21 protein-coding genes and 1 riboswitch are annotated in these 22,099 nt (G+C 58.4%); of the genes, 8 read left to right on the top strand and 13 right to left on the bottom strand.

Annotated elements, in window-relative coordinates; translation table 11 throughout:
• Positions 1 to 22: 22 nt before the first annotated feature.
• From sanA to F3J41_RS15700, 5 genes are all read right to left on the bottom strand, one after another.
• A complete protein-coding gene (gene sanA, locus F3J41_RS15720; RefSeq protein ID WP_031280053.1) occupies positions 23 to 742 on the bottom strand; it encodes an outer membrane permeability protein SanA in 720 nt (239 codons plus the stop codon).
• Between the two features lie 139 nt (positions 743 to 881).
• Positions 882 to 2,579 carry an NAD-dependent malic enzyme gene (locus F3J41_RS15715; RefSeq protein ID WP_058757262.1) on the bottom strand — a complete coding sequence of 566 codons (1,698 nt, stop codon included), beginning with the start codon at positions 2,577 to 2,579 and terminating at the stop codon, positions 882 to 884.
• 158 nt (positions 2,580 to 2,737) lie between these two features.
• The gene (gene cdd, locus F3J41_RS15710; RefSeq protein WP_166711725.1) at positions 2,738 to 3,634 is read right to left on the bottom strand and encodes a cytidine deaminase; all 897 of its coding nucleotides are present in this window, start codon (positions 3,632 to 3,634) and stop codon (positions 2,738 to 2,740) included.
• A 124-nt stretch (positions 3,635 to 3,758) separates the two neighbouring features.
• Positions 3,759 to 4,451 (bottom strand): CidB/LrgB family autolysis modulator, encoded by a 693-nt coding sequence (locus tag F3J41_RS15705; RefSeq protein WP_021509288.1) that lies wholly within the window; start codon positions 4,449 to 4,451, stop codon positions 3,759 to 3,761.
• Positions 4,444 to 4,827 (bottom strand): CidA/LrgA family protein, encoded by a 384-nt coding sequence (locus tag F3J41_RS15700; RefSeq protein WP_021509289.1) that lies wholly within the window; start codon positions 4,825 to 4,827, stop codon positions 4,444 to 4,446. Before F3J41_RS15700 ends, F3J41_RS15705 begins: the two co-directional genes overlap by 8 nt.
• 151 nt (positions 4,828 to 4,978) lie before the next feature.
• Between F3J41_RS15700 and F3J41_RS15695 the strand changes: the two genes are divergently transcribed.
• Positions 4,979 to 5,326 carry an endonuclease domain-containing protein gene (locus tag F3J41_RS15695; protein WP_021509290.1) on the top strand — a complete coding sequence of 116 codons (348 nt, stop codon included), beginning with the start codon at positions 4,979 to 4,981 and terminating at the stop codon, positions 5,324 to 5,326.
• Positions 5,327 to 5,668: 342 nt separating this feature from the next.
• On the opposite strand, the gene metG is transcribed toward F3J41_RS15695, so the two are convergent.
• Positions 5,669 to 7,702, bottom strand: a complete 2,034-nt coding sequence (gene metG / locus F3J41_RS15690) for a methionine--tRNA ligase (protein ID WP_031280054.1) — start codon at positions 7,700 to 7,702, stop codon at positions 5,669 to 5,671.
• A gap of 162 nt (positions 7,703 to 7,864) precedes the next feature.
• On the opposite strand from metG, the gene apbC reads away from it, so the two are divergent.
• Entirely contained in the window at positions 7,865 to 8,977 is a 1,113-nt protein-coding gene (apbC, locus tag F3J41_RS15685) for an iron-sulfur cluster carrier protein ApbC (RefSeq protein WP_166711724.1), read from the top strand.
• A 3-nt stretch (positions 8,978 to 8,980) separates the two neighbouring features.
• Here the strand turns inward: apbC and F3J41_RS15680 are convergent, their stop codons facing one another.
• Entirely contained in the window at positions 8,981 to 9,424 is a 444-nt protein-coding gene (locus tag F3J41_RS15680) for a GNAT family N-acetyltransferase (RefSeq protein WP_058757267.1), read from the bottom strand.
• Positions 9,425 to 9,713: 289 nt separating this feature from the next.
• Here F3J41_RS15680 and ahpC point away from each other — a divergent pair, with 289 nt between their 5' ends.
• Together ahpC and ahpF are read left to right on the top strand one after the other, a co-directional pair.
• On the top strand, positions 9,714 to 10,277 hold the full coding sequence (gene ahpC, locus F3J41_RS15675; protein WP_010617942.1) for an alkyl hydroperoxide reductase subunit C: 564 nt from the start codon (positions 9,714 to 9,716) through the stop codon (positions 10,275 to 10,277).
• Between the two features lie 70 nt (positions 10,278 to 10,347).
• Positions 10,348 to 11,916 (top strand): alkyl hydroperoxide reductase subunit F, encoded by a 1,569-nt coding sequence (ahpF, locus tag F3J41_RS15670; RefSeq protein WP_166711722.1) that lies wholly within the window; start codon positions 10,348 to 10,350, stop codon positions 11,914 to 11,916.
• A 52-nt stretch (positions 11,917 to 11,968) separates the two neighbouring features.
• On the opposite strand, the gene F3J41_RS15665 is transcribed toward ahpF, so the two are convergent.
• Positions 11,969 to 12,166 carry a hypothetical protein gene (locus F3J41_RS15665; RefSeq protein ID WP_021509295.1) on the bottom strand — a complete coding sequence of 66 codons (198 nt, stop codon included), beginning with the start codon at positions 12,164 to 12,166 and terminating at the stop codon, positions 11,969 to 11,971.
• A gap of 345 nt (positions 12,167 to 12,511) precedes the next feature.
• Positions 12,512 to 12,608, top strand: a riboswitch (TPP riboswitch).
• 33 nt (positions 12,609 to 12,641) lie between these two features.
• Between F3J41_RS15665 and thiM the strand changes: the two genes are divergently transcribed.
• The 3 genes from thiM (at position 12,642) to fbaB (ending at position 15,423) form a co-directional block, all read left to right on the top strand.
• Positions 12,642 to 13,427: a hydroxyethylthiazole kinase gene (gene thiM / locus F3J41_RS15660; protein WP_166711720.1), complete on the top strand. Its 786-nt coding sequence runs from the start codon at positions 12,642 to 12,644 to the stop codon at positions 13,425 to 13,427.
• Entirely contained in the window at positions 13,424 to 14,224 is an 801-nt protein-coding gene (gene thiD / locus F3J41_RS15655) for a bifunctional hydroxymethylpyrimidine kinase/phosphomethylpyrimidine kinase (protein WP_059012819.1), read from the top strand. The genes thiM and thiD overlap by 4 nt, the downstream gene beginning before the upstream one ends.
• 146 nt (positions 14,225 to 14,370) lie before the next feature.
• Positions 14,371 to 15,423, top strand: coding sequence for a class I fructose-bisphosphate aldolase (fbaB, locus tag F3J41_RS15650; protein WP_058757271.1), 1,053 nt, complete (start codon positions 14,371 to 14,373; stop codon positions 15,421 to 15,423).
• A gap of 208 nt (positions 15,424 to 15,631) precedes the next feature.
• Here fbaB and F3J41_RS15645 read toward each other — a convergent pair whose 3' ends face one another.
• From F3J41_RS15645 to F3J41_RS15625, 5 genes are all read right to left on the bottom strand, one after another.
• A complete protein-coding gene (locus F3J41_RS15645; RefSeq protein ID WP_021509299.1) occupies positions 15,632 to 16,318 on the bottom strand; it encodes a GntR family transcriptional regulator in 687 nt (228 codons plus the stop codon).
• A 99-nt stretch (positions 16,319 to 16,417) separates the two neighbouring features.
• The gene (locus tag F3J41_RS15640) at positions 16,418 to 17,878 is read right to left on the bottom strand and encodes a mannitol dehydrogenase family protein (RefSeq protein ID WP_166711718.1); all 1,461 of its coding nucleotides are present in this window, start codon (positions 17,876 to 17,878) and stop codon (positions 16,418 to 16,420) included.
• 52 nt (positions 17,879 to 17,930) lie between these two features.
• Positions 17,931 to 19,214 (bottom strand): MFS transporter, encoded by a 1,284-nt coding sequence (locus tag F3J41_RS15635; protein ID WP_021509301.1) that lies wholly within the window; start codon positions 19,212 to 19,214, stop codon positions 17,931 to 17,933.
• Between the two features lie 151 nt (positions 19,215 to 19,365).
• Positions 19,366 to 20,376, bottom strand: a complete 1,011-nt coding sequence (locus tag F3J41_RS15630; RefSeq protein ID WP_021509302.1) for a Zn-dependent oxidoreductase — start codon at positions 20,374 to 20,376, stop codon at positions 19,366 to 19,368.
• 296 nt (positions 20,377 to 20,672) lie between these two features.
• A complete protein-coding gene (locus F3J41_RS15625; RefSeq protein WP_058775774.1) occupies positions 20,673 to 21,218 on the bottom strand; it encodes a chorismate mutase in 546 nt (181 codons plus the stop codon).
• A gap of 230 nt (positions 21,219 to 21,448) precedes the next feature.
• On the opposite strand from F3J41_RS15625, the gene F3J41_RS15620 reads away from it, so the two are divergent.
• The gene (locus F3J41_RS15620) at positions 21,449 to 22,084 is read left to right on the top strand and encodes a hypothetical protein (protein ID WP_104093096.1); all 636 of its coding nucleotides are present in this window, start codon (positions 21,449 to 21,451) and stop codon (positions 22,082 to 22,084) included.
• Positions 22,085 to 22,099 lie beyond the last annotated feature (15 nt).

The following is a 22,099-nucleotide window of genomic DNA, read 5'->3' as shown; positions in this document are numbered from 1 at the left end:
TTTTTTATTTGTTTCGCTTCTGCTATTTCCGCAGCTTCTCTTCCAGCTCGAGCAACTGTTCCGGTGTAACTGCCGGGTAGCTCTGCGCATCTTCCGGCACTTCATGCACCGCCGGAATCGGCACCAGCGGGCCAAGGAAACGCGGCTCGCGCTTCATCAGATAGAGATCCGCCAGCGCACCGAGACGCGCACCCACCTCGCGGAACCGCACCGACAGCATATTCTTCGGTGACGGCACGGCGTAGCACTGCGCCTGAATGCCCAGATGCTGGGCGATATACAGTGCGCGTTCACAGTGGAAGCGCTGGGTAATGATGATGAAGTCGTTGGTGTCGAAGACTTTGCGCGTGCGCACAATCGAATCCAGCGTACGGAAACCGGCATAATCCAGCACGATGTCCGAGGGATCGACGCCGGCTTTGATTAAATCGCGTCGCATGGTCATCGGCTCGTTGTAGCTCTGCAGCGCATTATCGCCGCTCAGCAGCAGATAATTCACCTTGCCGCTGTTGTAAGCGTTGAGCGCGCCCTGAATGCGATACAGGTAATACTGATTGATGACGCCGGTGCGGTAATACTTGGCGGTGCCCAGCACCACGCCGACCTGACGATGCGGCAGCGAAGCGACATCTTCATAAATAAACGGCGCGGTTCGCCAGCTAATCCAGCGATCGAGGCCGAGCGCGGTCGCCATCACCAGTAAGATGATGATAAACAGAGCAAAGAAAACGCGTTTAAGTATGCGCACGGGCACTCGGTTGACGAAAATTCAGATGGGTCAAGGCTACTTGAGGCGGCACGGCTAAGCAAGTTCGCGCCGGTCGGCTGGCGTTTTTTTAAGCGCTGCCGCACCTGAAGCGTGCGGCAGCGTCGGTCTGCAATTAAATCGAGGTACGGCGGTAGTGACGATACTGCGGCAGCCAGAAGTTGTTGTTGATGGCTTTCGACAGCACGTCCTCGGAGGTAACCACCGCCACGCCCGCCAGCTGCGCCGCTTTGCCCACTTCCATGGCGATCACTTTGGAGACGCCCTGGATGTCCTTAATCTCAGGCAGCACCGGACCTTCACCGTCGTTAACCAGCGGTGAGCAGTCAGCCAGCGCGCGGCTGGCGGTCATCAGCATCGAGTCCGTTACGCGGGTGGCGCCGGCAGCGATCACGCCGAGACCGATACCCGGGAAGATATAGGAATTGTTGCACTGGGCAATCGGGTAGGTTTTGCCTTTCCAGGTGACAGGTGCAAACGGGCTGCCGGTGGCGACCAGCGCGTCACCGTCGGTCCAGGCGATGATATCAGCCGGGGTCGCTTCCACGCGTGAGGTCGGGTTCGAGAGCGGCATCACGATCGGGCGTTTGCAGTGCTTGTGCATCTCGCGAATGATCTCTTCGGTGAACAGTCCCGGCTGGCCGGAAACGCCGATCAGGATATCCGGCTGGGCATTGCGCACCACGTCGAGCAGTGAAATCGAATCGCTGGTGACGTCCCAGTCTTTCAGATTGTCGCTCTTCTGCACCAGCTTGCTCTGGAAATCGAGCAGGTTAGGCAATTTGTCAGTGAGCAGGCCGAAACGGTCTACCATCATCACGCGCGCGCGCGCTTCATCATCGCTCAGGCCTTCGGATTTCATCTGTGCGACGATCTGCTCGGCGATACCGCAGCCGGCGGAACCGGCACCGAGGAACACCACTTTCTGCTCGCACAGACGGCTGCCTGCGGCGCGGCTGGCGGCGATCAGCGTGCCTACCGTGACAGCGGCCGTGCCCTGAATATCATCATTGAAGCAGCAGATCTCATCGCGGTAACGCTCCAGCAGCGGCATGGCGTTTTTCTGCGCGAAATCTTCAAACTGCAGCAGCACGTTTGGCCAGCGGCGCTTCACCGCCTGAATGAATTCATCAACGAAGGCTTCGTACTCTTCGCCGGTGATGCGCGGATGGCGCCAGCCCATGTAGAGCGGATCGTTCAGCAGTTGCTGATTATTGGTGCCGACATCCAGCACCACCGGCAGGGTGTAGGCCGGGCTGATACCGCCGCACGCGGTATAAAGCGACAACTTGCCGATAGGAATGCCCATGCCGCCAATGCCCAGGTCGCCGAGGCCGAGAATACGCTCGCCGTCGGTGACCACGATAACTTTGACATTCTGCTTGGTGGCGTTTTGCAGCATGTCTTCAATGCGGTCGCGGTTGTTATAGGAGATAAACACCCCGCGTGCGCGACGGTAGATTTCTGAGAAGTGTTCGCAAGCCGCGCCAACCGTTGGGGTGTAGATGATCGGCATCATCTCTTCCAGGTGGTTGTCCAGCAGGCGATAGAATAGCGTTTCGTTGGTGTCCTGGATGTTGCGCAGGTAGACGTGCTTGTCGTTATTGTTTTTGAAGTCCAGGAACTGACGCCAGGCGCGCTCGGCCTGCTCTTCGATGGTTTCCACGGCGTCTGGCAGCAGGCCATTGAGGTTAAATTCGTTACGTTCTTCCAGCGAGAAGGCGCTGCCTTTGTTCAACAGCGGAAATTCCAGCAGGATCGGACCCGCGTAAGGAATATACAGCGGACGTTTACTTTCGTACTCGAGTTCCATGCAGTGTTTGCTCCGGTTGCAGTGTTTTCTGACGTGTCGCCAGCAAGAAGGTAACGCCAGACCCGTTTATTGTGAAGTTCTGGCGCCCGATCCTATGAAAATTCCTGCAGATGTACAGCTTTTGTTAATAGAAGGTCACAAAAGCGGTAAAAGGATCACTAAACTGTTGGTTTCGAAACTAAAGTAACTGAGAAATTGCTGCAGCCGAGCGCGGCGAGGGTGGTGCGGGTGGCATCAAACTGGCTCAGCGTGGCGTCGGCGCTTTCTGCCAGCACTGCCTGCTGAATCTCTTCCAGCGCTTCGTTGTGCATGTTCATCAGAATCAGCGCGGCCTGTAATGGCGGCAGGCTCGGGTTAAAGGCGGCATTTTCGGCATAGCGCCCGGGGTAAATCTGGCCGCTGCGGCTCTGCAACGCCACGCCGCTATAACTCTGGCTATAAGGTGCATGGCTGCGGCTGGCGGCATCAATCGCGGCCTGCTGCAGCGCATCGCCCTGCGGCAGGAAACCGTGGTCGACCGGCGTCAGCAGCCGTTCGCTGATATTGAGATCGGCCGGGCCAAAGGCATCCGGTAAATAGTCGGCCAGCGTGCTGACCGCGCGGCCCGGCAGGCTGATGCGAATCGCCGTACCGCTATTCAGTTCATTCATAAACTGGCGGCAGTGCCCGCACGGCGTGTAGTTGACGGTAATGGTCGCCAGCTGCGCTTCGCCCCGCAGCCAGGCATGCGTGACTGCGCTCTGCTCGGCGTGGACCGTTTGCTGCAGCGGCGCATGTAAAAACTCCATGTTGGCACCGAAATACCAGTGGCCACTGATGCCGCGCGCAATAGCGCCCACGTTAAAGTGCGAAACCGGTGCCACGGCACAACAGGCGGCAATCGGCAGCAGTGCGAGTGCCAGCGCATCATCATCCAGACCGGTTGCCTGTTGCAGCTGAGCCACTTCCTGCGGTCGCAGCACGCCATGAAAATCAGCAGCGTCCAGCAGCGGCTGAAGCGCGCTCTGCAGCGCAGCGGGCAGGGCAGAGAAAGCGGAAGTGAATCGTGCATGCATGATGTTATGGCCTCATTAACTCGTCAGCGGCGGAGCGCCGCCTCAAGATTTATATGTGATCCATGTCGCTATGACAATGCAAGCTGATTGGCTTGTTTCAACTTTGCGAGATCTCTCGCAAGTTTTACCCCAGTAAGCGCATCAGCAAAGGAAAAATGAAAGGCGCCAGTAACGAGGTGATGATGCCGCAGATTACCAGCGCCAGTGAACTGAAGGCGCCTTCCTGATAGTCAATCTCCGCGGCGCGCGCTGTGCCGAGCGCATGAGACGCGTTGCCAATCGCCAGCCCGCGTGATGACTTGCTGCGCACTTTAAACAGATTCAGCAGCATGTGACCAAACACCGCGCCCAGCACGCCAGCAATCAACACGCAAATGGCGCTGATGGCCGGAATACCGTGTAGCGAGCCCGATACTGCCATGGCGATGGGCGTGGTCACCGACTTCGGCAGGATGGTGGCTGCGATTTCCGGCGTCGCCCCCATCCACAGCGCGATCGCCGTGCCGGACACCATGGCGGTAATGCTGCCGATAAAGCAGACGCTAATGATGGTTTTCCAGCGCGCGCGAATCTGGTGCATCTGCTCATACAGCGGCAGCGCCAGCGCCACCACGGCGGGCTGCAGCAGCTGATTAAGCAGCGCGCTGCCGGCGAAATAGCGCGCGTAGGGCAGGTGCGTCAGCAGCAGCAGTGGAATAATGATCGCCATGGCTACCAGCAGCGGATTGACGATAGAGAGGTTGATTCTGGCTGCCAGACGGCGTGCCAGCAGATACGCCACTACGGTAAGTGGCAGTGACCACCAGGCGTCACTCATGGCCGGACTCCTTCGGACGCTGCAGGCGCTCGGCGCTCAGGCCGACAATCAGTAATACCAGCAGGGTGCTGACCATGCAGGAGACGACAATCGGGCCAAACTGTGCGCTGAGGATATCGGTGTAGCCCATCACGCCAACGCTGATCGGCACAAACAGCAGCGCCATGTAGCGGATCAACAGCTGACAGCCGGGTTTCACCCACGTTACCGGGATAATCTGCAGCGCCAGCAGGGCAAACAGCAACAGCATGCCAAGGATGCTGCCGGGAATGGTAAATGGCAGCAGGGCAGCAAGGCCGTTGCCGGCATACAGCGCGGCATAGACGATGGCAAAGGCGCGCAGATAGCGCCAGCAGGCAGATAGCACGGTGGGCATGTCAGGCTCCTGTTTTCGTGGCGCTTCATCATACGCATTAAGCGCTTAGCGTGCTAGCGATCACACTGGAATGCAGATTCAGGATTTCAACACCTCTGCTTTGAAGCTGAGTAAAGCGGCGTAAGCTGGTGGCCAGAGCGAAGGAGCAGCGATGAACCACACCGTCCAACCGCAGCGCGCGCTGCGAAAGGCGATGCCGCAAGCGGAGCAAAAACTATGGCGCTATTTACGCAACCGAAATGTGTGTGGCGCGAAGTTTCGCCGCCAGCATCCAGTTGGAGGGTACATCGTTGATTTTGCCTGCGTTGAGCAATCGCTGATCGTGGAACTGGATGGTGGACAGCACAATACGCCTGAAGATCAGGCTTACGATGCCCGGCGCACGGCGTATTTACAGCGCTGCGGCTGGCGCGTAATTCGCTTCTGGAATCATCAGGTATTTAATGAGTTTGAGGTGGTGATGGCGGAGATTTATCGCTGTCTGATATTGGCGCGATAAGCGCGGTGCGGTTTTCCCCTCACCCCAGCCCTCTCCCGCAGGCGGGAGAGGGGGTATTCTTGTGCGGGGTTTTGCTATGTGCAGGTTTGATACCTGGGTAACAACGTGCGCTGTTCGGCCCTTTTTAATGCGGGAGAGTGAGTCAAGCGAACGAGGTGCAGGCATGGCTCTGAACCCAGAGCCCGCACTCAGCGGTTCCCTCTCCCGTAAGCGGGAGAGGAGGTAGTCTTGTGCGGGGTTTTGCTATGTGCAGGCCTGGCTCTGAACCCAAACCCCGCACTCAGCAGTTCCCTCTCCCGTAAGCGGGAGAGGGTTAGGGTGAGGGCCAGCACGCACCAACCCTTACTTCACCGGCATACCCGGCTGGGCACCGCTATCCACTGACAGCACAAACAGATCTTTGCCGCCAGGGCCGGCAGACAGCACCATGCCTTCGGACACGCCAAAACGCATTTTGCGCGGCGCCAGGTTAGCGACGATGATGGTCATCTTGCCCACCAGCACCGACGGATCCGGATAAGCGGCGCGAATGCCGGAGAAAATCTGGCGCTTCTCGCCACCCAGATCCAGCTGCAGACGCAGTAGCTTATCGGAACCTTCTACCAGCTCAGCCTGCTCGATCAGCGCTACGCGCATGTCGACTTTGGCGAAGTCATCAATGGTGATGGTCTCGCCAATTGGTGCATCGGCCAGCGGACCGCTTGCCGCCGGCTGGTTCGCCGCTGCTGCGTCCTCTTTCGAAGCCGCAATCAGCGCCTCCACTTTTGCCATCTCAATACGGCCATACAGCGCTTTAAACGGCGCTACGCTGTGGTTGAGCAGCGGCTGCGCAATGCCATCCCAGCTCAGTTCGCTTTGCAGGAAGGCTTCTGTGCGCTCGCTCAGCGACGGCAGCACCGGCTTCAGCCAGGTCATCAGCACGCGGAACAGGTTGATGCCCATGGAGCAAATCGCCTGCAGGTCGGCATCGCGGCCTTCCTGTTTCGCCACCACCCACGGTGCCTGCTCGTCAACGTAGCGGTTGGCCAGGTCGGCCAGCGCCATGATCTCGCGGATCGCACGGTTGTATTCGCGGCTGGCCCAGGCTTCACCGATTTTCTCTGACGCATCAACAAAGGTCTGATACAGCGCCGGATCTGCCAGTTCGCTTGCCAGCTGGCCGTTAAAGCGTTTGGTGATAAAGCCGGCGTTGCGCGAGGCGAGGTTCACCACCTTATTAACGATGTCAGCGTTCACGCGCTGGACGAAATCTTCCAGATTGAGGTCAATATCGTCGATGCGCGAAGAGAGCTTGGCCGCGTAGTAGTAGCGCAGGCTGTCGGCATCAAGATGCTGCAGCCAGGTGCTGGCTTTGATGAAGGTACCGCGCGATTTCGACATCTTCGCGCCGTTCACCGTGACATAACCATGCACAAACAGGTTGGTCGGCTTGCGGAAATTGCTGCCTTCCAGCATCGCTGGCCAGAACAGGCTGTGGAAATAGACGATGTCTTTGCCGATGAAGTGATACAGCTCGGTGCTGGAATCTTTCTTCCAGAACTCGTCGAAATCGATGTCGCCGCGTTTGTCGCACAGGTTCTTAAACGACCCCATGTAGCCGATGGGCGCATCCAGCCAGACGTAGAAGTATTTGCCCGGCGCACCAGGGATTTCGAAGCCGAAGTACGGCGCATCGCGGGAGATATCCCACTGTTGCAGACCGGCTTCAAACCACTCCTGCATCTTGTTTGCCACCTGCTCCTGCAGCGCACCGGAGCGCGTCCACGCCTGCAGCATCGCGCTGAAGGACGGCAGATCGAAGAAGAAGTGTTCAGAATCGCGCATCACCGGCGTTGCACCTGACACCACCGATTTCGGCTCAATCAGCTCAGTCGGGCTGTAGGTCGCGCCGCACACTTCGCAGTTATCGCCGTACTGATCGGGCGATTTACATTTCGGACAGGTGCCTTTGACGAAGCGGTCAGGCAGGAACATGCCTTTTTCCGGATCGTACAGCTGCGAAATGGTGCGGTTTTTAATGAAACCGTTCTCTTTCAGGCGCGTGTAAATCAGCTCAGACAGCTGGCGGTTTTCGTCGCCGTGCGTGGAGTGATAATTGTCATAGCTGATGTTGAAACCTGCGAAATCGGTCTCATGCTCCTGCTTCATTTCCGCAATCATCTGCTCTGGCGCGATACCCAGCTGCTGGGCTTTCAGCATGATCGGCGTGCCGTGGGCGTCGTCCGCACAGATGAAGAACACCTGATTGCCACGCATTCGCTGGTAACGGACCCACACGTCAGCCTGAATGTGTTCAAGCATGTGACCTAAGTGGATAGAGCCGTTTGCGTACGGCAGGGCGCACGTTACCAGTAGTTTTTTAGCGACTTGAGTCATAATTTGCGTAGCATTCCGTGAATAAAAAATCGGGCTTAGATGTTAACCGAAGCACCCTCTGGCGTAAACACAGCAGCTCGGCCACGTCACTTTTAGCGCCTATCTGATATGATTGATGGCACACCGCCATCGTCTGGCGTCATGACTAAATAAGGAGTTGGGATGACCGCACAATCCCGGGACCATCATTCACCTGAAGCGTTGCGCGCCGTGGTTATCGGCGTGCTGAGCGAGTTTGAGCATCCGACGCTGCAACACAATCTGACTACCCTCAAAGCGCTACGCCACGTGGCGCTGCTCGACGACAAGCTGCACATTGAACTGGTGATGCCATTTGCCTGGGCCAGCGCGTTTGAGGCGCTGAAAGCCCAGACCAGCGCGGAACTGCTGCGCCTGACCAACACGCGCGCCATCGACTGGCGGCTGCGTCATGACATCGCCACCCTGAAACGCGTGAAAAATCAGCCGGGCGTCAACGGCGTGAAAAACATCGTCGCCGTCAGCTCCGGTAAAGGTGGCGTGGGCAAATCCAGCACTGCCGTGAATATGGCGCTGGCGCTGGCGGCCGAAGGGGCGCGCGTCGGTATTCTTGATGCGGATATTTACGGCCCGTCTATCCCGGACATGCTCGGCACCGAAAAGCAGCGCCCCACCTCGCCGGATGGCACGCACATGGCGCCAATCATGGCGCACGGCCTGGCAACCAACTCTATCGGTTATCTGGTGACCGACGATAACGCCATGGTGTGGCGCGGACCGATGGCCAGCAAGGCGCTGATGCAGCTGCTGAATGAAACGCTGTGGCCGGATCTCGATTACCTGATTCTGGATATGCCGCCGGGCACCGGTGACATTCAGCTGACGCTGGCGCAGAACGTGCCGGTGACCGGCGCGCTGGTGGTGACCACGCCGCAGGACATTGCGCTGATTGATGCGCGCAAGGGCATGGTGATGTTCGAAAAAGTCAGCGTTCCGGTGCTGGGCGTGGTGGAAAATATGAGCATGCACATCTGCAGCGAATGCGGGCATCATGAGCCAATCTTTGGTACCGGCGGTGCGCAGAAGCTGGCTGAGGATTATCACGCCCGTCTGCTGGCTCAGCTGCCGCTGCACATTAATCTGCGCGAAGATCTCGACGACGGTGAACCGACCGTGATTCGCCGTCCGGAGAGTGAATTCACCGCGCTGTATCGTGAACTTGCGGGCCGGGTTGCCGCCCAGCTTTACTGGCAGGGTGAGGTGATTCCGGGCGACATCGCCTTCCGCGCGGTTTAAGCCTTAGCTGCCGCTGGTGCGTGACGCCAGCGGCAGGTGCATCAACACGTACTGGCCCTGTTCGCTCTCTCCCAGCGCTTCGCGCTGCCAGCCGTGCTGCTGATAAAACTGCAGCGCCGCTTCGTTCTGTAGCAGACATTTCAGCGCGCCGGTGGAGGTAAAACGCTGCTGCACCGCGTTCAGCAGCGCACTGCCGACGCCCTGGCCCTGAAAGGCCGGATCGACATACAAACTGTGCAGAAAATTATCGTTATCCATCACGCCGGCAAACCCTGCGCGGTGGCCGTCGATCTCCGCTACCAGTACCGTTTCACCGGGAATAATCGCGTCGAAATCTTCCAGCTGCCAGTCGTCGCCGGCCAGCCATGTCCAGTTATGACGGCGCGCCGCGAGATACAGCGTGCGTAGAAAAGGGCGGTCGGCTTCTTCAAAAAGACGAATTTTCACTTCCAGACTCCATGACGAGTAAGCGGGCACGTTTTTAGCGGCGTTGCGCACGCAGTTGAATCGTGCAGCAAAGATGATTGAATGTTTATAAAAAAATAGCAGTTGCCGTGCGCAAAGATAAAGCCTGTTAACTCTGCGGCTTTTCTGTGTAGAATGCCGCGGCAAGCCGCATCAAATCTGGCGTCGGCACTTTGATAGCTTTTGATTATCTGATTGATAACGTCTGCATATTAGAAGTTGGCCCGAAAATTATGTAGCCTGCATCACATCTTTTTAACGGAGGTCACCCATGTCTATCATCAATACCAAAATCAAACCGTTCAAAAACGCTGCATTCAAAAACGGCGAATTCATCGACGTAACCGAGAAAGACGTTGAAGGTAAATGGAGTGTTTTCTTCTTCTACCCGGCTGACTTCACCTTTGTATGCCCGACTGAACTGGGTGACGTGGCAGACCACTACGAAGAGTTCCAGAAACTGGGCGTAGACATCTACTCCGTTTCAACTGACACGCACTTTACCCACAAAGCCTGGCACGGTTCTTCAGACACCATCGCGAAAATCCAGTACGCGATGATCGGCGACCCGACCGGTGCTCTGACCCGTAACTTCGAAATCATGCGTGAAGCAGAAGGTCTGGCTGACCGCGGTACTTTCATCGTTGACCCGGAAGGCATCATCCAGGCCATCGAAATCACTGCAGAAGGCATCGGCCGTGACGCATCTGACCTGCTGCGTAAAGTGAAAGCGGCTCAGTACGTGGCTTCTCACCCAGGTGAAGTTTGCCCGGCTAAATGGAAAGAAGGCGACGCAACGCTGGCTCCATCACTGGACCTGGTTGGCAAAATCTAAGTCACCTACGCCCTTTGATCTTTCTTCCATCGGGTGCTGCGGCACCCGATTTTCTTCACAGGAACTCACTATGCTCGACACCAATTTAAAAACCCAGCTCAAGGCCTACCTTGAGAAACTAACGAAACCGGTTGAGTTGATTGCCACACTGGACGATGGCGCAAAATCCGCAGAGATCCGTACTCTGCTGACCGATATCGCGAGTCTGTCTGATAAAGTCAGCTTCCGTGAAGAGAACGATCAACCGGTACGTAAGCCATCATTCCTGATTACTAACCCAGGCAGCCACAGCGGTCCGCGCTTTGCCGGTTCGCCAATGGGCCACGAATTTACTTCACTGGTGCTGGCTCTGCTGCAGACCGGTGGACATCCGTCGAAAGAGGCGCAGAGCCTGCTGGATCAGGTTGTTGCGCTGGACAGCGACCTGCATTTCGAAACCTATTATTCTCTGTCATGCCACAACTGTCCTGACGTGGTACAGGCGCTGAACCTGATGGCGGTGCTCAATCCGCGCATCCGTCATACCGCCATCGACGGTGGCATGTTCCAGAACGAGATCACCGAACGCAACGTCATGGGCGTGCCGGCGGTTTACCTCAACGGTAAAGAGTTCGGTCAGGGTCGCATGAGCCTGGCAGAAATCGTCGGTAAGGTAGACACCAACGCGGATAAGCGTGCGGCTGAAGAGCTGAACAAGCGTGACGCCTATGAAGTGCTGATCGTCGGCAGTGGCCCGGCAGGCGCTGCGGCGGCCATCTACTCGGCGCGTAAAGGCATCCGTACCGGCCTGATGGGCGAGCGCTTTGGCGGCCAGGTGCTGGACACCGTTGACATTGAAAACTACATCTCCGTGCCGAAAACCGAAGGGGCGAAGCTTGCCGGTTCCCTGCGTGCGCACGTTGATGACTATGACGTTGACGTGATCGACACCCAGAGCGCCATCAAGCTGATTCCGGCAGCGAAAGAGGGCGGTCTGCACGCCATCGAAACCGCTTCCGGCGCAGTGCTGAAATCACGCAGCATCATCATTGCTACCGGCGCACGCTGGCGCAACATGGACGTTCCGGGCGAAGAGCAGTATCGCACCAAAGGTGTTACCTACTGCCCGCACTGTGACGGCCCGCTGTTTAAAGGCAAACGCACGGCGGTGATCGGCGGCGGTAACTCTGGCGTTGAAGCGGCCATCGATCTGGCCGGTATTGTCGAGCACGTTACGCTGCTGGAGTTCGCCAGCGAAATGCGCGCCGATAAAGTGCTGCAGGATAAACTGCGCAGCCTGAAAAACGTCGATGTGATCCTCAACGCGCAGACCACCGAAGTAAAAGGCGACGGCAGTAAAGTTACCGGTCTGACCTACATCGACCGCAATAACCAGACCAGCCACGAACTGGCGCTGAGCGGTATCTTCGTACAGATTGGTTTGCTGCCTAACACCAACTGGCTGGAAGGCGCGGTAGAGCGCAACCGCATGGGCGAGATCCTGATCGACGCCAAAGGCGAAACCAGCCTGAAAGGCGTATTTGCCGCCGGCGACTGCACCACGGTGCCCTACAAGCAGATCATCATTGCCAGCGGGGAAGGAGCCAAAGCATCACTGAGCGCGTTTGATTACCTGATCCGCACCAAACCGGCTGAATAAGTTTTGCGATAGCCACGCAAGCGCCCTGCAACCTGTGTTGCGGGGCTTTTTTTTATCCCAGCCAGCGACGCGCCTGTTCATCGCTGATATCGCGATAATAAATTTTATGGATGCGCTCGCCGCAGCGTTTGCATTCGGCTTCGAGGTACGTGGAGTACCGGTAACGGCCGCCGGGGGCAACGGCGCCTTGACGGGAAATGGTGATATTGTGCCAGTGATGCGCGTGCGGAAGAAAACTGAATAAAGTCATTAGCGATTCCGGGTGAAGGTGAAACAGCGGTCTTCAAATCCGGAGGGGAATTAGGCCGCGTTATGCCGCCGGCCGGTTTGATATTAATCAAGTTGCGCGCTTTCTCCTGTTTATTTCCCGACTACTGCCCCGGCAGATTAAATTAACTATCCTGATGAATTTTAGGGATTTTGTGAAAATTGATCTCCATCGATTTGTTTATATTTTCCTGATGAACACAAAATCATGAAAATTGATGGCGCACGTATTTTTGCTCTTCGTTGTCCGGCAAAAAAAGCGCACCCGCCGCAGGATTTACAACTTTAAGCTGACCCTTTATGCTGTGAAGGCACGTCTGACACGGACGTGCATGACTCGGGGTGCCCTTCTTTGTGGAGGCTGAGAAAGACCCGTAATACCTGATCTGGATAATGCCAGCGTAGGGAAGTCAGATGCCTGACCGCATTCGCCTTCCTGATTGCCGGTTGGGAGCCTTATGACACAGCCTGACCCTCTTTCCCCGGCGCAACTCGCGCACTCTCTGCAACTGCTGCGGCAGCAGGCACCGCTGGTGCACTGTATGACCAACGACGTGGTGCAAACTTTTACCGCCAACGTGCTGCTGGCACTGCAGGCTTCGCCCGCGATGGTGATTGATGGCGATGAAGCGGCGCAGTTTGCCGGTTTTGCCGATGCGCTACTGATCAACGTCGGTACGTTAACCCGTGAGCGCCGCGATGCGATGCTGGCGGCGGTACAGGCCGCTAACCAGGCCGGCACACCGTGGACGCTCGATCCGGTGGCGGTAGGCGCGCTAACCCTGCGTACGGAATTCTGTCAGCAGCTGCTGAGCCTGCGACCGGCGGCCATTCGCGGCAACGCTTCAGAGATTCTCGCCTTAGCCCACCAGGCCACAGGCGGACGCGGTGTGGATAGCGTGCATCAGGCCGATGCCGCACTGAACGCCGCGCAGCAGCTGGCGCAACGCTGCACCACTATCGTTGCGGTAACCGGCGAAGTCGATTACGTCACCGATGGCCGCCAGACGCTGGCGATTGCCGGCGGCAGCCCGCTGATGACGCGCGTGGTCGGCACCGGTTGTGCGCTATCCGCCGTAGTCGCGGCGTGCAGCAGCCTGCCGGGCGAGCGCATCCAGCACGTGGCAGCGGCCTGCCGCGTAATGTCACTGGCGGGAGAGCAGGCCGCGCGCAGCGTGGCAGGGCCCGGCAGCTTCGTCGCCGCTTTTCTCGATGCGCTGTGGACGCTGGAGGTGGCGGCATGAAACGCATTAATGCCCTGACCATTGCCGGCACTGACCCCAGCGGCGGCGCGGGTATCCAGGCCGATCTGAAAGCGTTTTCCGCGCTCGGCGCGTACGGCACCAGCGTGATTACCGCGCTGGTGGCACAGAACACCCGCGGCGTGCAGTCGGTGTATCGCATCGAACCGGCATTTGTCGCGGCGCAGCTCGACTCGGTGCTGGACGACGTGCGCATTGACGCCGCCAAAATCGGCATGCTGGCGGAGACGGCGATCGTTGAGGTGGTGGCAGAGAAGCTGAAACGCGCCAGCCTGCCGTTTGTGGTGCTGGATACGGTGATGATTGCCAAAAGCGGCGATGCGCTGCTTTCGCCCGATGCGGTAGCCAGCATTCGTGAACGGCTGCTGCCGCAGGTATCGCTGATCACGCCCAATCTGCCGGAAGCCGCGGCACTGCTGGGTTGCCGCATGGCGCAGGACGAGGCGAGTATGCTGCAGCAGGGCGATGCGCTGCTGGAACTGGGCTGCGAAGCGGTGCTGATGAAGGGCGGTCATCTCAGCGATGCGGAAAGCCCGGACTGGCTGATCACCCGCGCCGGCCGCCAGCGCTTTACCGCGCCGCGCGTTAACACCCGTCATACGCACGGCACCGGCTGCACGCTGTCGGCGGCGCTGGCGGCATTGCGACCGCGCCATGCGGACTGGGCGGGCACCGTAGCGGAGGCCAAGGCCTGGCTGCAGCAGGCGCTGCTGCACGCCGATTCGCTGGAGGTCGGTCACGGCATTGGGCCGGTGCATCATTTCCATCAGTGGTGGTAGGGCGTAACGCCAGATTGCCGTTTTTTCACTGCGTATCCGTCTGAAAAATGGAGTCAGCAATTTGCCAGCCTGGCGCGTTTCGGTCCAGGCTGTGGGGGCGAATCGGCAGGTGCCGGTTCTTTTCCAGCCATTTATCAGGAGCGAACATGACGGACATCGTACAGTTATTGGGTAAAGAGGCGGATACGCTTCTTCAACATCGCTGCATGACCATTCCAGCGGACAGCCTTTATTTGCCGGGCGCGGATTATGTCGATCGCGTGATGATTGATAACAATCGTTCTCCTGCGGTACTGCGCAATATGCAGACGCTCTACAACACCGGCCGTCTGGCGGGTACCGGCTATCTGTCGATTCTGCCGGTGGATCAGGGCGTGGAACACTCTGCTGGCGCCTCGTTCGCCGCCAATCCGGCCTATTTCGACCCGAAGAATATCGTCGAGCTGGCGATTGAAGCCGGCTGCAACTGTGTGGCATCAACCTATGGCGTGCTGGCCTCTGTGTCACGTCGCTACGCGCACCGCATTCCGTTTATGGTCAAGCTGAACCATAACGAAACCCTGAGCTATCCCACGCAGTATGACCAGACGCTGTACGCCAGCGTTGAACAGGCGTTCAACATGGGCGCGGTTGCGGTCGGCGCCACCATCTATTTTGGTTCTGAGCAGTCACGCCGGCAGATCGAGGAAATTGCAGCGGCCTTCGAGCGCGCGCACGAGTTGGGCATGGTGACGGTGCTGTGGGCTTATCTGCGCAACAACGATTTCAAGAAGGATGGGGTGGATTATCACGCCAGCGCCGATTTGACCGGTCAGGCTAACCATCTGGCGGCCACCATTGGTGCCGACATTGTGAAGCAGAAAATGGCGGAGAATAACGGCGGTTATAACGCGGTGAAGTTTGGCCACACCGATGAGCGCGTGTACAGCAAGCTGACCAGTGAGAATCCGATCGATCTGGTGCGCTACCAGCTGGCCAACTGCTACATGGGCCGCGCCGGGCTGATTAACTCCGGTGGTGCTTCAGCCGGTGCGACCGATGTGGCGGAGTCGGTGCGTACGGCGGTGATCAATAAACGCGCCGGCGGCATGGGGCTGATTCTCGGACGCAAGGCGTTTAAGAAGTCGCTGAAAGAGGGCGTGGCGCTGATTAATGCGGTGCAGGATGTGTATCTGGCGAAGGATGTGACAATTGCCTGATGGGGTGAGGGGCGTTTTTCCCCCTCACCCTAACCCTCTCCCACGAGCGGGAGAGGGGACTGTTTTGTGCGGTTTTTAATGCGTTAATTCTCTGACAGCTTACTGAAACAGCTCCCTCTTCCGGTGGGAGAGGTCGGGGTGAGGGCATCACACCGCACCGCATCAAACCGCACCGCATCACACCCCACCGCAAGCTCAGCGCACAACACTACGGCCCTTCAAACCATTCGCTGTTGCGCTCGGCAATCGGCGTAATGGTCAGAATCATCTCCTGCAGATGTCGCCGCATCGCCTTCTCCGCCGCATCGGCATCTTGCGCTTTCAGCGCGGCAAATATCTCTTCGTGCTGCTGAATCAGGCTCTCCGGCGGCGACACTTCGCTCAGCGTCAGAAAGCGCACGCGGTCCATCGTCGCTTTAATGTTCTCCACCGTTTCCCACGCCAGCAGACAGTCAATGCCTTCGGCAATCAACCGGTGAAACTCATCGTCGAGCGCCAGAAACGCCTGGCTGTCGTGGCGTTCCGCTGCCAGTCGCTGCAGCTGCAGATTGTGTTCCAGCGCCATCAGTCCGGTGGCAGCGATCTCCAGCGCGGCGCGGCGAACCACGGCGATCTCCACCGCTTCACGGATGAAACGGCCATCGGCGACGCGCTGAGCGGAGATTTTGCGCACGAAGGTGCCGCGCTGCGGCAGAACCTGCACCAGGCCGGCTTCCGCCAGTTTGATAAAGGCTTCCCGCACCGGCTGCCGCGACACGTTGAAGCGCGCCGACACTTCTTTCTCCGACAGCAGCGAGCCCGGATGGATCACGCAGGTCACGATATCCTTCCGCAGATAGCGATAAATCTGCTGATTTACCGGTTCGCTGGTGGTTATGGTATAGGCAATCGACATGCAGCAATATCCGTATTACGGCTGGCCGCCGCCAGCCCGATGAGAAAGCGTCAGTCTAATCAGCACGCTGCGTCTGCGCTACACATTTGTGCAGGCGGCTTAGCCTTCTGTGACCAGCGCCTGCACCGTGGCGCGTGCACCGGTAAGCCGCAGCTGCTGATACAGCTCAGTAAGCCGCGTAACAAACACCGTGTGATAACGTAAGTCGTCGCCGAACACCGCCTGCAGGCGCAGTAAGGCCTCAACGCGCTGCGGGCCATCCTCGCTATTGGCAACAATGCTGGCCAGCTGCGCGCTGAGCGGATCGCGAACCTCAATCGCCGCGCCCTGCTCATCGACGCCGCTGATATAGCGCATCCAGCCTGCCACGCCCAGCAGCAGATAATCACAGGCCGTCCCGTTACGCAGATGCCAGCGCACGCTATCCAGCAGGCGCTGTGGCAGCTTCTGCGTGCCGTCGGTGGCGATTTGATAAGTGCGATGTTTAATCGCCCGGTTTTCGTAACGGGCGATCAGCGAGTCGGCATAGGCGGCCAAATCGACATTCTGCGTGCGCAGCGTGGGTGCCTGATCCTGCAGCATCAGCGCGCGCGCCGCTTGACGAAAATTGGCATCGGCCATGCAATCGCTGATGTGCTGATACCCGGCCAGATAGCCGAGATAAGCCAGGAACGAGTGGCTGCCGTTGAGCATGCGCAGCTTCATCTCTTCGTACGGCAGCACATCACGCACCAGCTCCGCACCGGCCTGTTCCCACGCCGGGCGGCCGCTGACGAAGTTATCTTCAATCACCCACTGGAAAAAAGGTTCGGCTTCCACCGCCACCGGATCGCGACTGCCCAGCCGCGCTTCCAGCGTCGCGAAAGCCTCATCGGTCATCGCCGGTACGATGCGATCCACCATGGTTGAGGGAAAGGTGAGGTGGGTCTGAATGTAATCCGCCAGCGCCGGGCTGCGACGCTGCGCCAGCTGGGTTATTACATTGCGCGTAACGTGGCCGTTCTCCGGCATGTTGTCACACGACATCACGCTGAACGGCGGCAGATCGCGCTGGCGACGGCGTTCAATCGCCGCCAGGATCACGCCGGGCAGCGAGCGCGGCGCGTCAGGATGCGCCACATCGTGCACGATGTCCGGATGCGTCAGGTCGAGCTGGCCGCTCGACGGCAGCGAACAGTAGCCTTTTTCCGTGACCGTCATCGACACGATGGCGATTTCCGGCTGGCTCATCGCTTCAATCACCGCCTCAATACCGTCACTTTTCGCGTGCAGCGCCTGGGTAATTACGCCAACAATGCGCGTGTGCAGGCTGTCGTCGGCCATTTCGGTCACGCTGTACAGCAAATCCTGCTGGCGCAGAGCGGCGATCAGCGCGCCGCTGTTGAGATTCACTTCGCAGTAGCCCCAGTCGCTGCCGTGCTGCGCCAGTTGGTCAGTGGCCAGCGCCTGATGCGCGCGGTGAAAGGCACCAAAACCGATGTGCACCATGCGGGTTTTCAGCTGGCTGCGGTCGTAAGTGGGGCGCTGTACGTCAGCGGGAAGGCGATCGGGTTGTAACATGCATAATCCTTGTGGCAAACGGGGCGCGCGGCGCCCCGGCAGAGTCATTCGATTAAACGGAAACCGGTTTGTCGCTGGCTTTCGGGCTGCGAATCACAAACAGCACCAGCAGCGCGCCAAGTGCCGCTACCACGCCCGCCAGCACAAAGGCGCTGTCAAATTTGCCGGTGTGCTGCACGATGAAGCCGGTAACGATCGGGCCGATAATGCCGGACAGGCTGCCAATCAGGTGAATAAAGCCGCTGATGCTGCCGACGCGGCTCTTGTGCACCACATCCTGAATAATCGCCCAGTAAATGGCACCGGTGATGTAGAGGAAGAAGATGGAGATCGACATCATGATCACTGCCGAATTCACCTCTTTGATGGTGCCCGCCAGCGCCACACATATCGCTGCCGCCAGCAGCGACACTACCAGCACAATCTTGCGCGATAGCAGCAGCTTACCGGTGATATTAAAGATTTTATCGGAAATCCAGCCGCCCAGCGCCAGGCCAATGAAGCCGACAATCCACGGGATCATGGTCGTGATGCTCATGGCTTTGATATCCAGCCCGTGCGCCTGCACCAGATAGGCCGGGAACCAGCTCAGGAAGAAGAACAGAATGTAGTTGTAGCAGAAGAAGGCGAACGCGGTGACGAGGATAATCGGCTGACGCAGATAGTAGCCCATGCCGTGCGCTTTGCCGTCCGCGTCGATGATATCTGCCGGCTCTTCCGCTTTCAGTTTCTCTACCAGCGCGCGCTCCTGCGCAGAGACGCGCTTACTGCGCGCCGGATTGTCGGCGGCGAAGAAGAACCACAGCGCCATCCACACCAGACCAATCAGGCAGATCACCACAAACGCCGGACGCCAGCCGAAGGAGAGCGCCAGGTAGCCGACAATCGGCCCGGCGACCGCGCCGCCGAGCGGGGAACCGGCACTCAGCAGGCCCATGGCGGTGGCGGCCTGCTTTTTCGGAAACCAGCCATTGATGGCTTTGTTGGCCGAGGCGCAAATCGGACCTTCCGCCATGCCGAACAGTACGCGCAGAATCATCATCGACCAGAAACCGGTCGCCAGTGCGGTCATGCCGCAGAACAGCGACCACATGCCGACGGCGGTGCCGAGCACAATCGTCGGGCCGAATTTATCGGTGGCTAAACCGCCAATAAAATTGAACAGCGCATAGCCGAAGAAGAAGCTGCCGAAGATCAGGCCGAACTGCTCGGCATTGATCATCAGATCTTTTTCCACCAGCGGCACGGTGAGCGACAGGGCAATACGATCGAGGTAGTTGATCATATAAACCAGGAACAGCAGCAGTACGAGGGTCCAGCGTAGATTCTTCAGCATAGAAACTCCGTTTCCCTGTTCTTCTTCAGGCTGCAGCGTCACGGGGAGATGACCTTGATGACCGCGGCGCTGCGCCTGATTTATGCAGGGGATTATTGTTGTGGCCGGCGGGTACGCACCGGTATCAGGGACATCTGGTGTGGCGCATCACTCAATCCATTTGCAGGATCACTTTGCAGCAGGTGCGCGGGTCTTGTTCAAACAGCGTCATGGCGCGCTCGATCTGCGCCAGCGGGAAATAGTGGGTGACCAGTTTCTCCGGCTGGATCAGCCCCTGTTCCAGCCACGCAATTACCTCCGGGAAGCGGTTGCTGTTCAGGCGCGAGGTAAACAGCGACAGCTCTTTGCTGGTCAACGCCTGCTGCGTCAGGCTGCACGGCTCAGCAGAAAACCCGAGCAGGCCAATGCGCGCTGCCGGCGAGGCCAGCGCAGCCGCTTCAGCGAGGATCGCCGGATGGCAGGCGGCGTCGATAAGCAGCGTCGGCTGAACGCCTTCCAGCTGCGCCGCCAGCGGGATCTCGCTGTTGTTGAACAGGCGATCGGCACCGTTTTGCTGCGCCAGCGCCAGCCGCTCTGGCAGGCGGTCCACCACCAGTACCTGCTGTACGCCGTATACGCCTTTCAGCACCTGAATGGCGGTCAGCCCCATCGGACCGGCACCGTAAATCAGCGCCACATCCTGTGGCTGCGGCTTGAGGAACGCCGTGATATTCGCGGCAATGGTGAAGGGCTCAACCAGGCTGGCGAGTTGGTCGGGAATGCTCGCCGGCAGGCGATGGGCATTTTTTGCTGGCGCCACCGCATACTCGCTGAAGCCGCCGTCGCGGTGGACGCCAATCACCTGCAGTGACTGACAGACATTAGGACGGCCAACGGAGCAGGGATAGCAGTGGCCGCAGCTCACCACCGGATCGACCGCCACGCGCTCGCCCAGCCGGCTGGCATCAACGTCCTGTCCGACCGCGTCAATCACGCCAAAGAACTCATGGCCGATCACGCGCGGATAGCGGGCAAATGGATTGTGACCGTGCCAGATGTGCACATCAGAGCCACAGATACTGGCAAATTTCACTTTTACCCGCACTTCATCAGCGGCGGGCTGTGGCAGCGCGCGCTCGGCCAGCAGCAGTTTACCCGGTTGTTCAATCACCACACTTTTCATCATTCACTCCTGGCTGGTGGCCTGAAGGCGCGGCACACCAGTAATAATGCGACAGTAATGACGAAAAAATACGCGCAATAATACTACCATACAAGTTGCTGTTGCAGAGTTGTGAACGCAATCACAGAGCGCATGGGGTAGTTGGAAAGAGAAGTTTCAGAATGGCGTTGCGGTGCGCATCACTGCACACCCTTGAAAGTCGTTAACCGGTTACAGGGTCGCCATTCAGGGCGACCGGAATAAACGCAGCAAAATGACAGGCCTGCTGCGATCGACGGCACGTTCGCCGCGCAACATTACGGCCGCCGTAACGTCACCGCGCTGAGCGTGCGCCACAATAACTCTTTATCCTGCGGCGACACGTTACGCTGCTGAATGTCGCGCATAAATTCGGCCTTTTGCGGTGCCTGCAGCGTCGCGCCCTGTTTCAACTGCGCGGCAAGCTGCGTCAGAATCGCGTCGCTGTAATGACCAATGCTTTTGCGCACCTCATCCAGCGGACGCGGCTGCCAGTGCGGCTCCGGCGTTGCCAGCCAGTCGGCGCGATAGCGATACTGCACCGCTTTCGCCACATCCATCTGTGCCTGAATAAACGGCTGCACCGTGGCATCATCCAGACCCAGCTGACGCGCTTCCGCCAGGGCTTTGTCCAGCACCTTGCGCTCCTGACCCAAATCTTCAATCGGCTGATGATGCTGCGCTTTATAGCCCGCCACATCCTTCATGTAAGACAAACGCGTGTTGATAAGCTGGCCTGGCGAAGGACTGCTGAGTTCTGCCGCGGCGGCGGAACAGCTGCAAATCAGCAGCGCTAACGTGGCCGATCGTAACTGCATTTCCATACTGATGCTCCCAATGTTCAACCCAGGCGCTGGATCTGCGCGAGGCTCAGGCTAAGACAAAATAATGACATGACAAAGTACAGGGTGAAAAATTATCTTGTTTTTTAATCTACCAACTAGTAGGTTTGTTTTCCAGCGCCTTTTGCCGCAATGTTATTGCGCTTCAGGTTGAATGATTTCTGGCACAGGGCTGCCGCTGAGGCAGCGCTTATCATCAAAAGGAACACTCCATGACGGTCTTATCACATTACAAACGCCTTTCACTGCTGATTGCCGGTTCACTGCTGGCCGGCGCCACGCTGTCGCCGGCGATGGCGGCAGAGATGGCAGGGCAAAAAGTGCAGGTACGTGGCGTTGTTGAATCGGTAAACGGGCAGCAGCTCACTATCAAGTCACGCGAAGGATCGGAGGTCAGCGTGGCCATGAAGCCAGGCGCGATGGTGTCTGCGGTGGCGAAGGCCAGCATCAGCGACATTAAAAAGGGCGATTACGTGGGCATAGCCTCGCTGCCGAAAGCGGGCGGCGGTGATGGCGCGCTCGAAGTGCTGATTTTCCCGGCGCAGCTGAAAGGTGCTGGCGAGGGCAACTTCAGCTGGGATCTGAAGCCGGGCAGCTCAATGACCAACGCCACGGTCGCCAATAGCGTCACCTCGGTGGACAACAGCGAAGTGACGGTGAGCTATCACGGCCATCAGAAAAAAATTGCCATTCCGGCCGGTACGCCGGTGGTGACGCTGGCCGCCGCTACCCCGGATGACCTGAAACCCGGCACCACGGTGTTTGTTCCTGCCGAGAAGGGCGCCGACGGTAAGCTCACCGCAGGCAATATCATTGTCGGCAAAAACGGCGTAGTGCCGCCGATGTAATCCGGCTCCAGCCAG

Source organism: Pantoea sp. Ap-870 (genome assembly GCF_011752515.1).
In the GTDB taxonomy this organism is placed as follows: Bacteria; Pseudomonadota; Gammaproteobacteria; order Enterobacterales; family Enterobacteriaceae; genus Pantoea; species Pantoea dispersa.
This window is presented reverse-complemented; position numbering and strand designations above follow the sequence as displayed.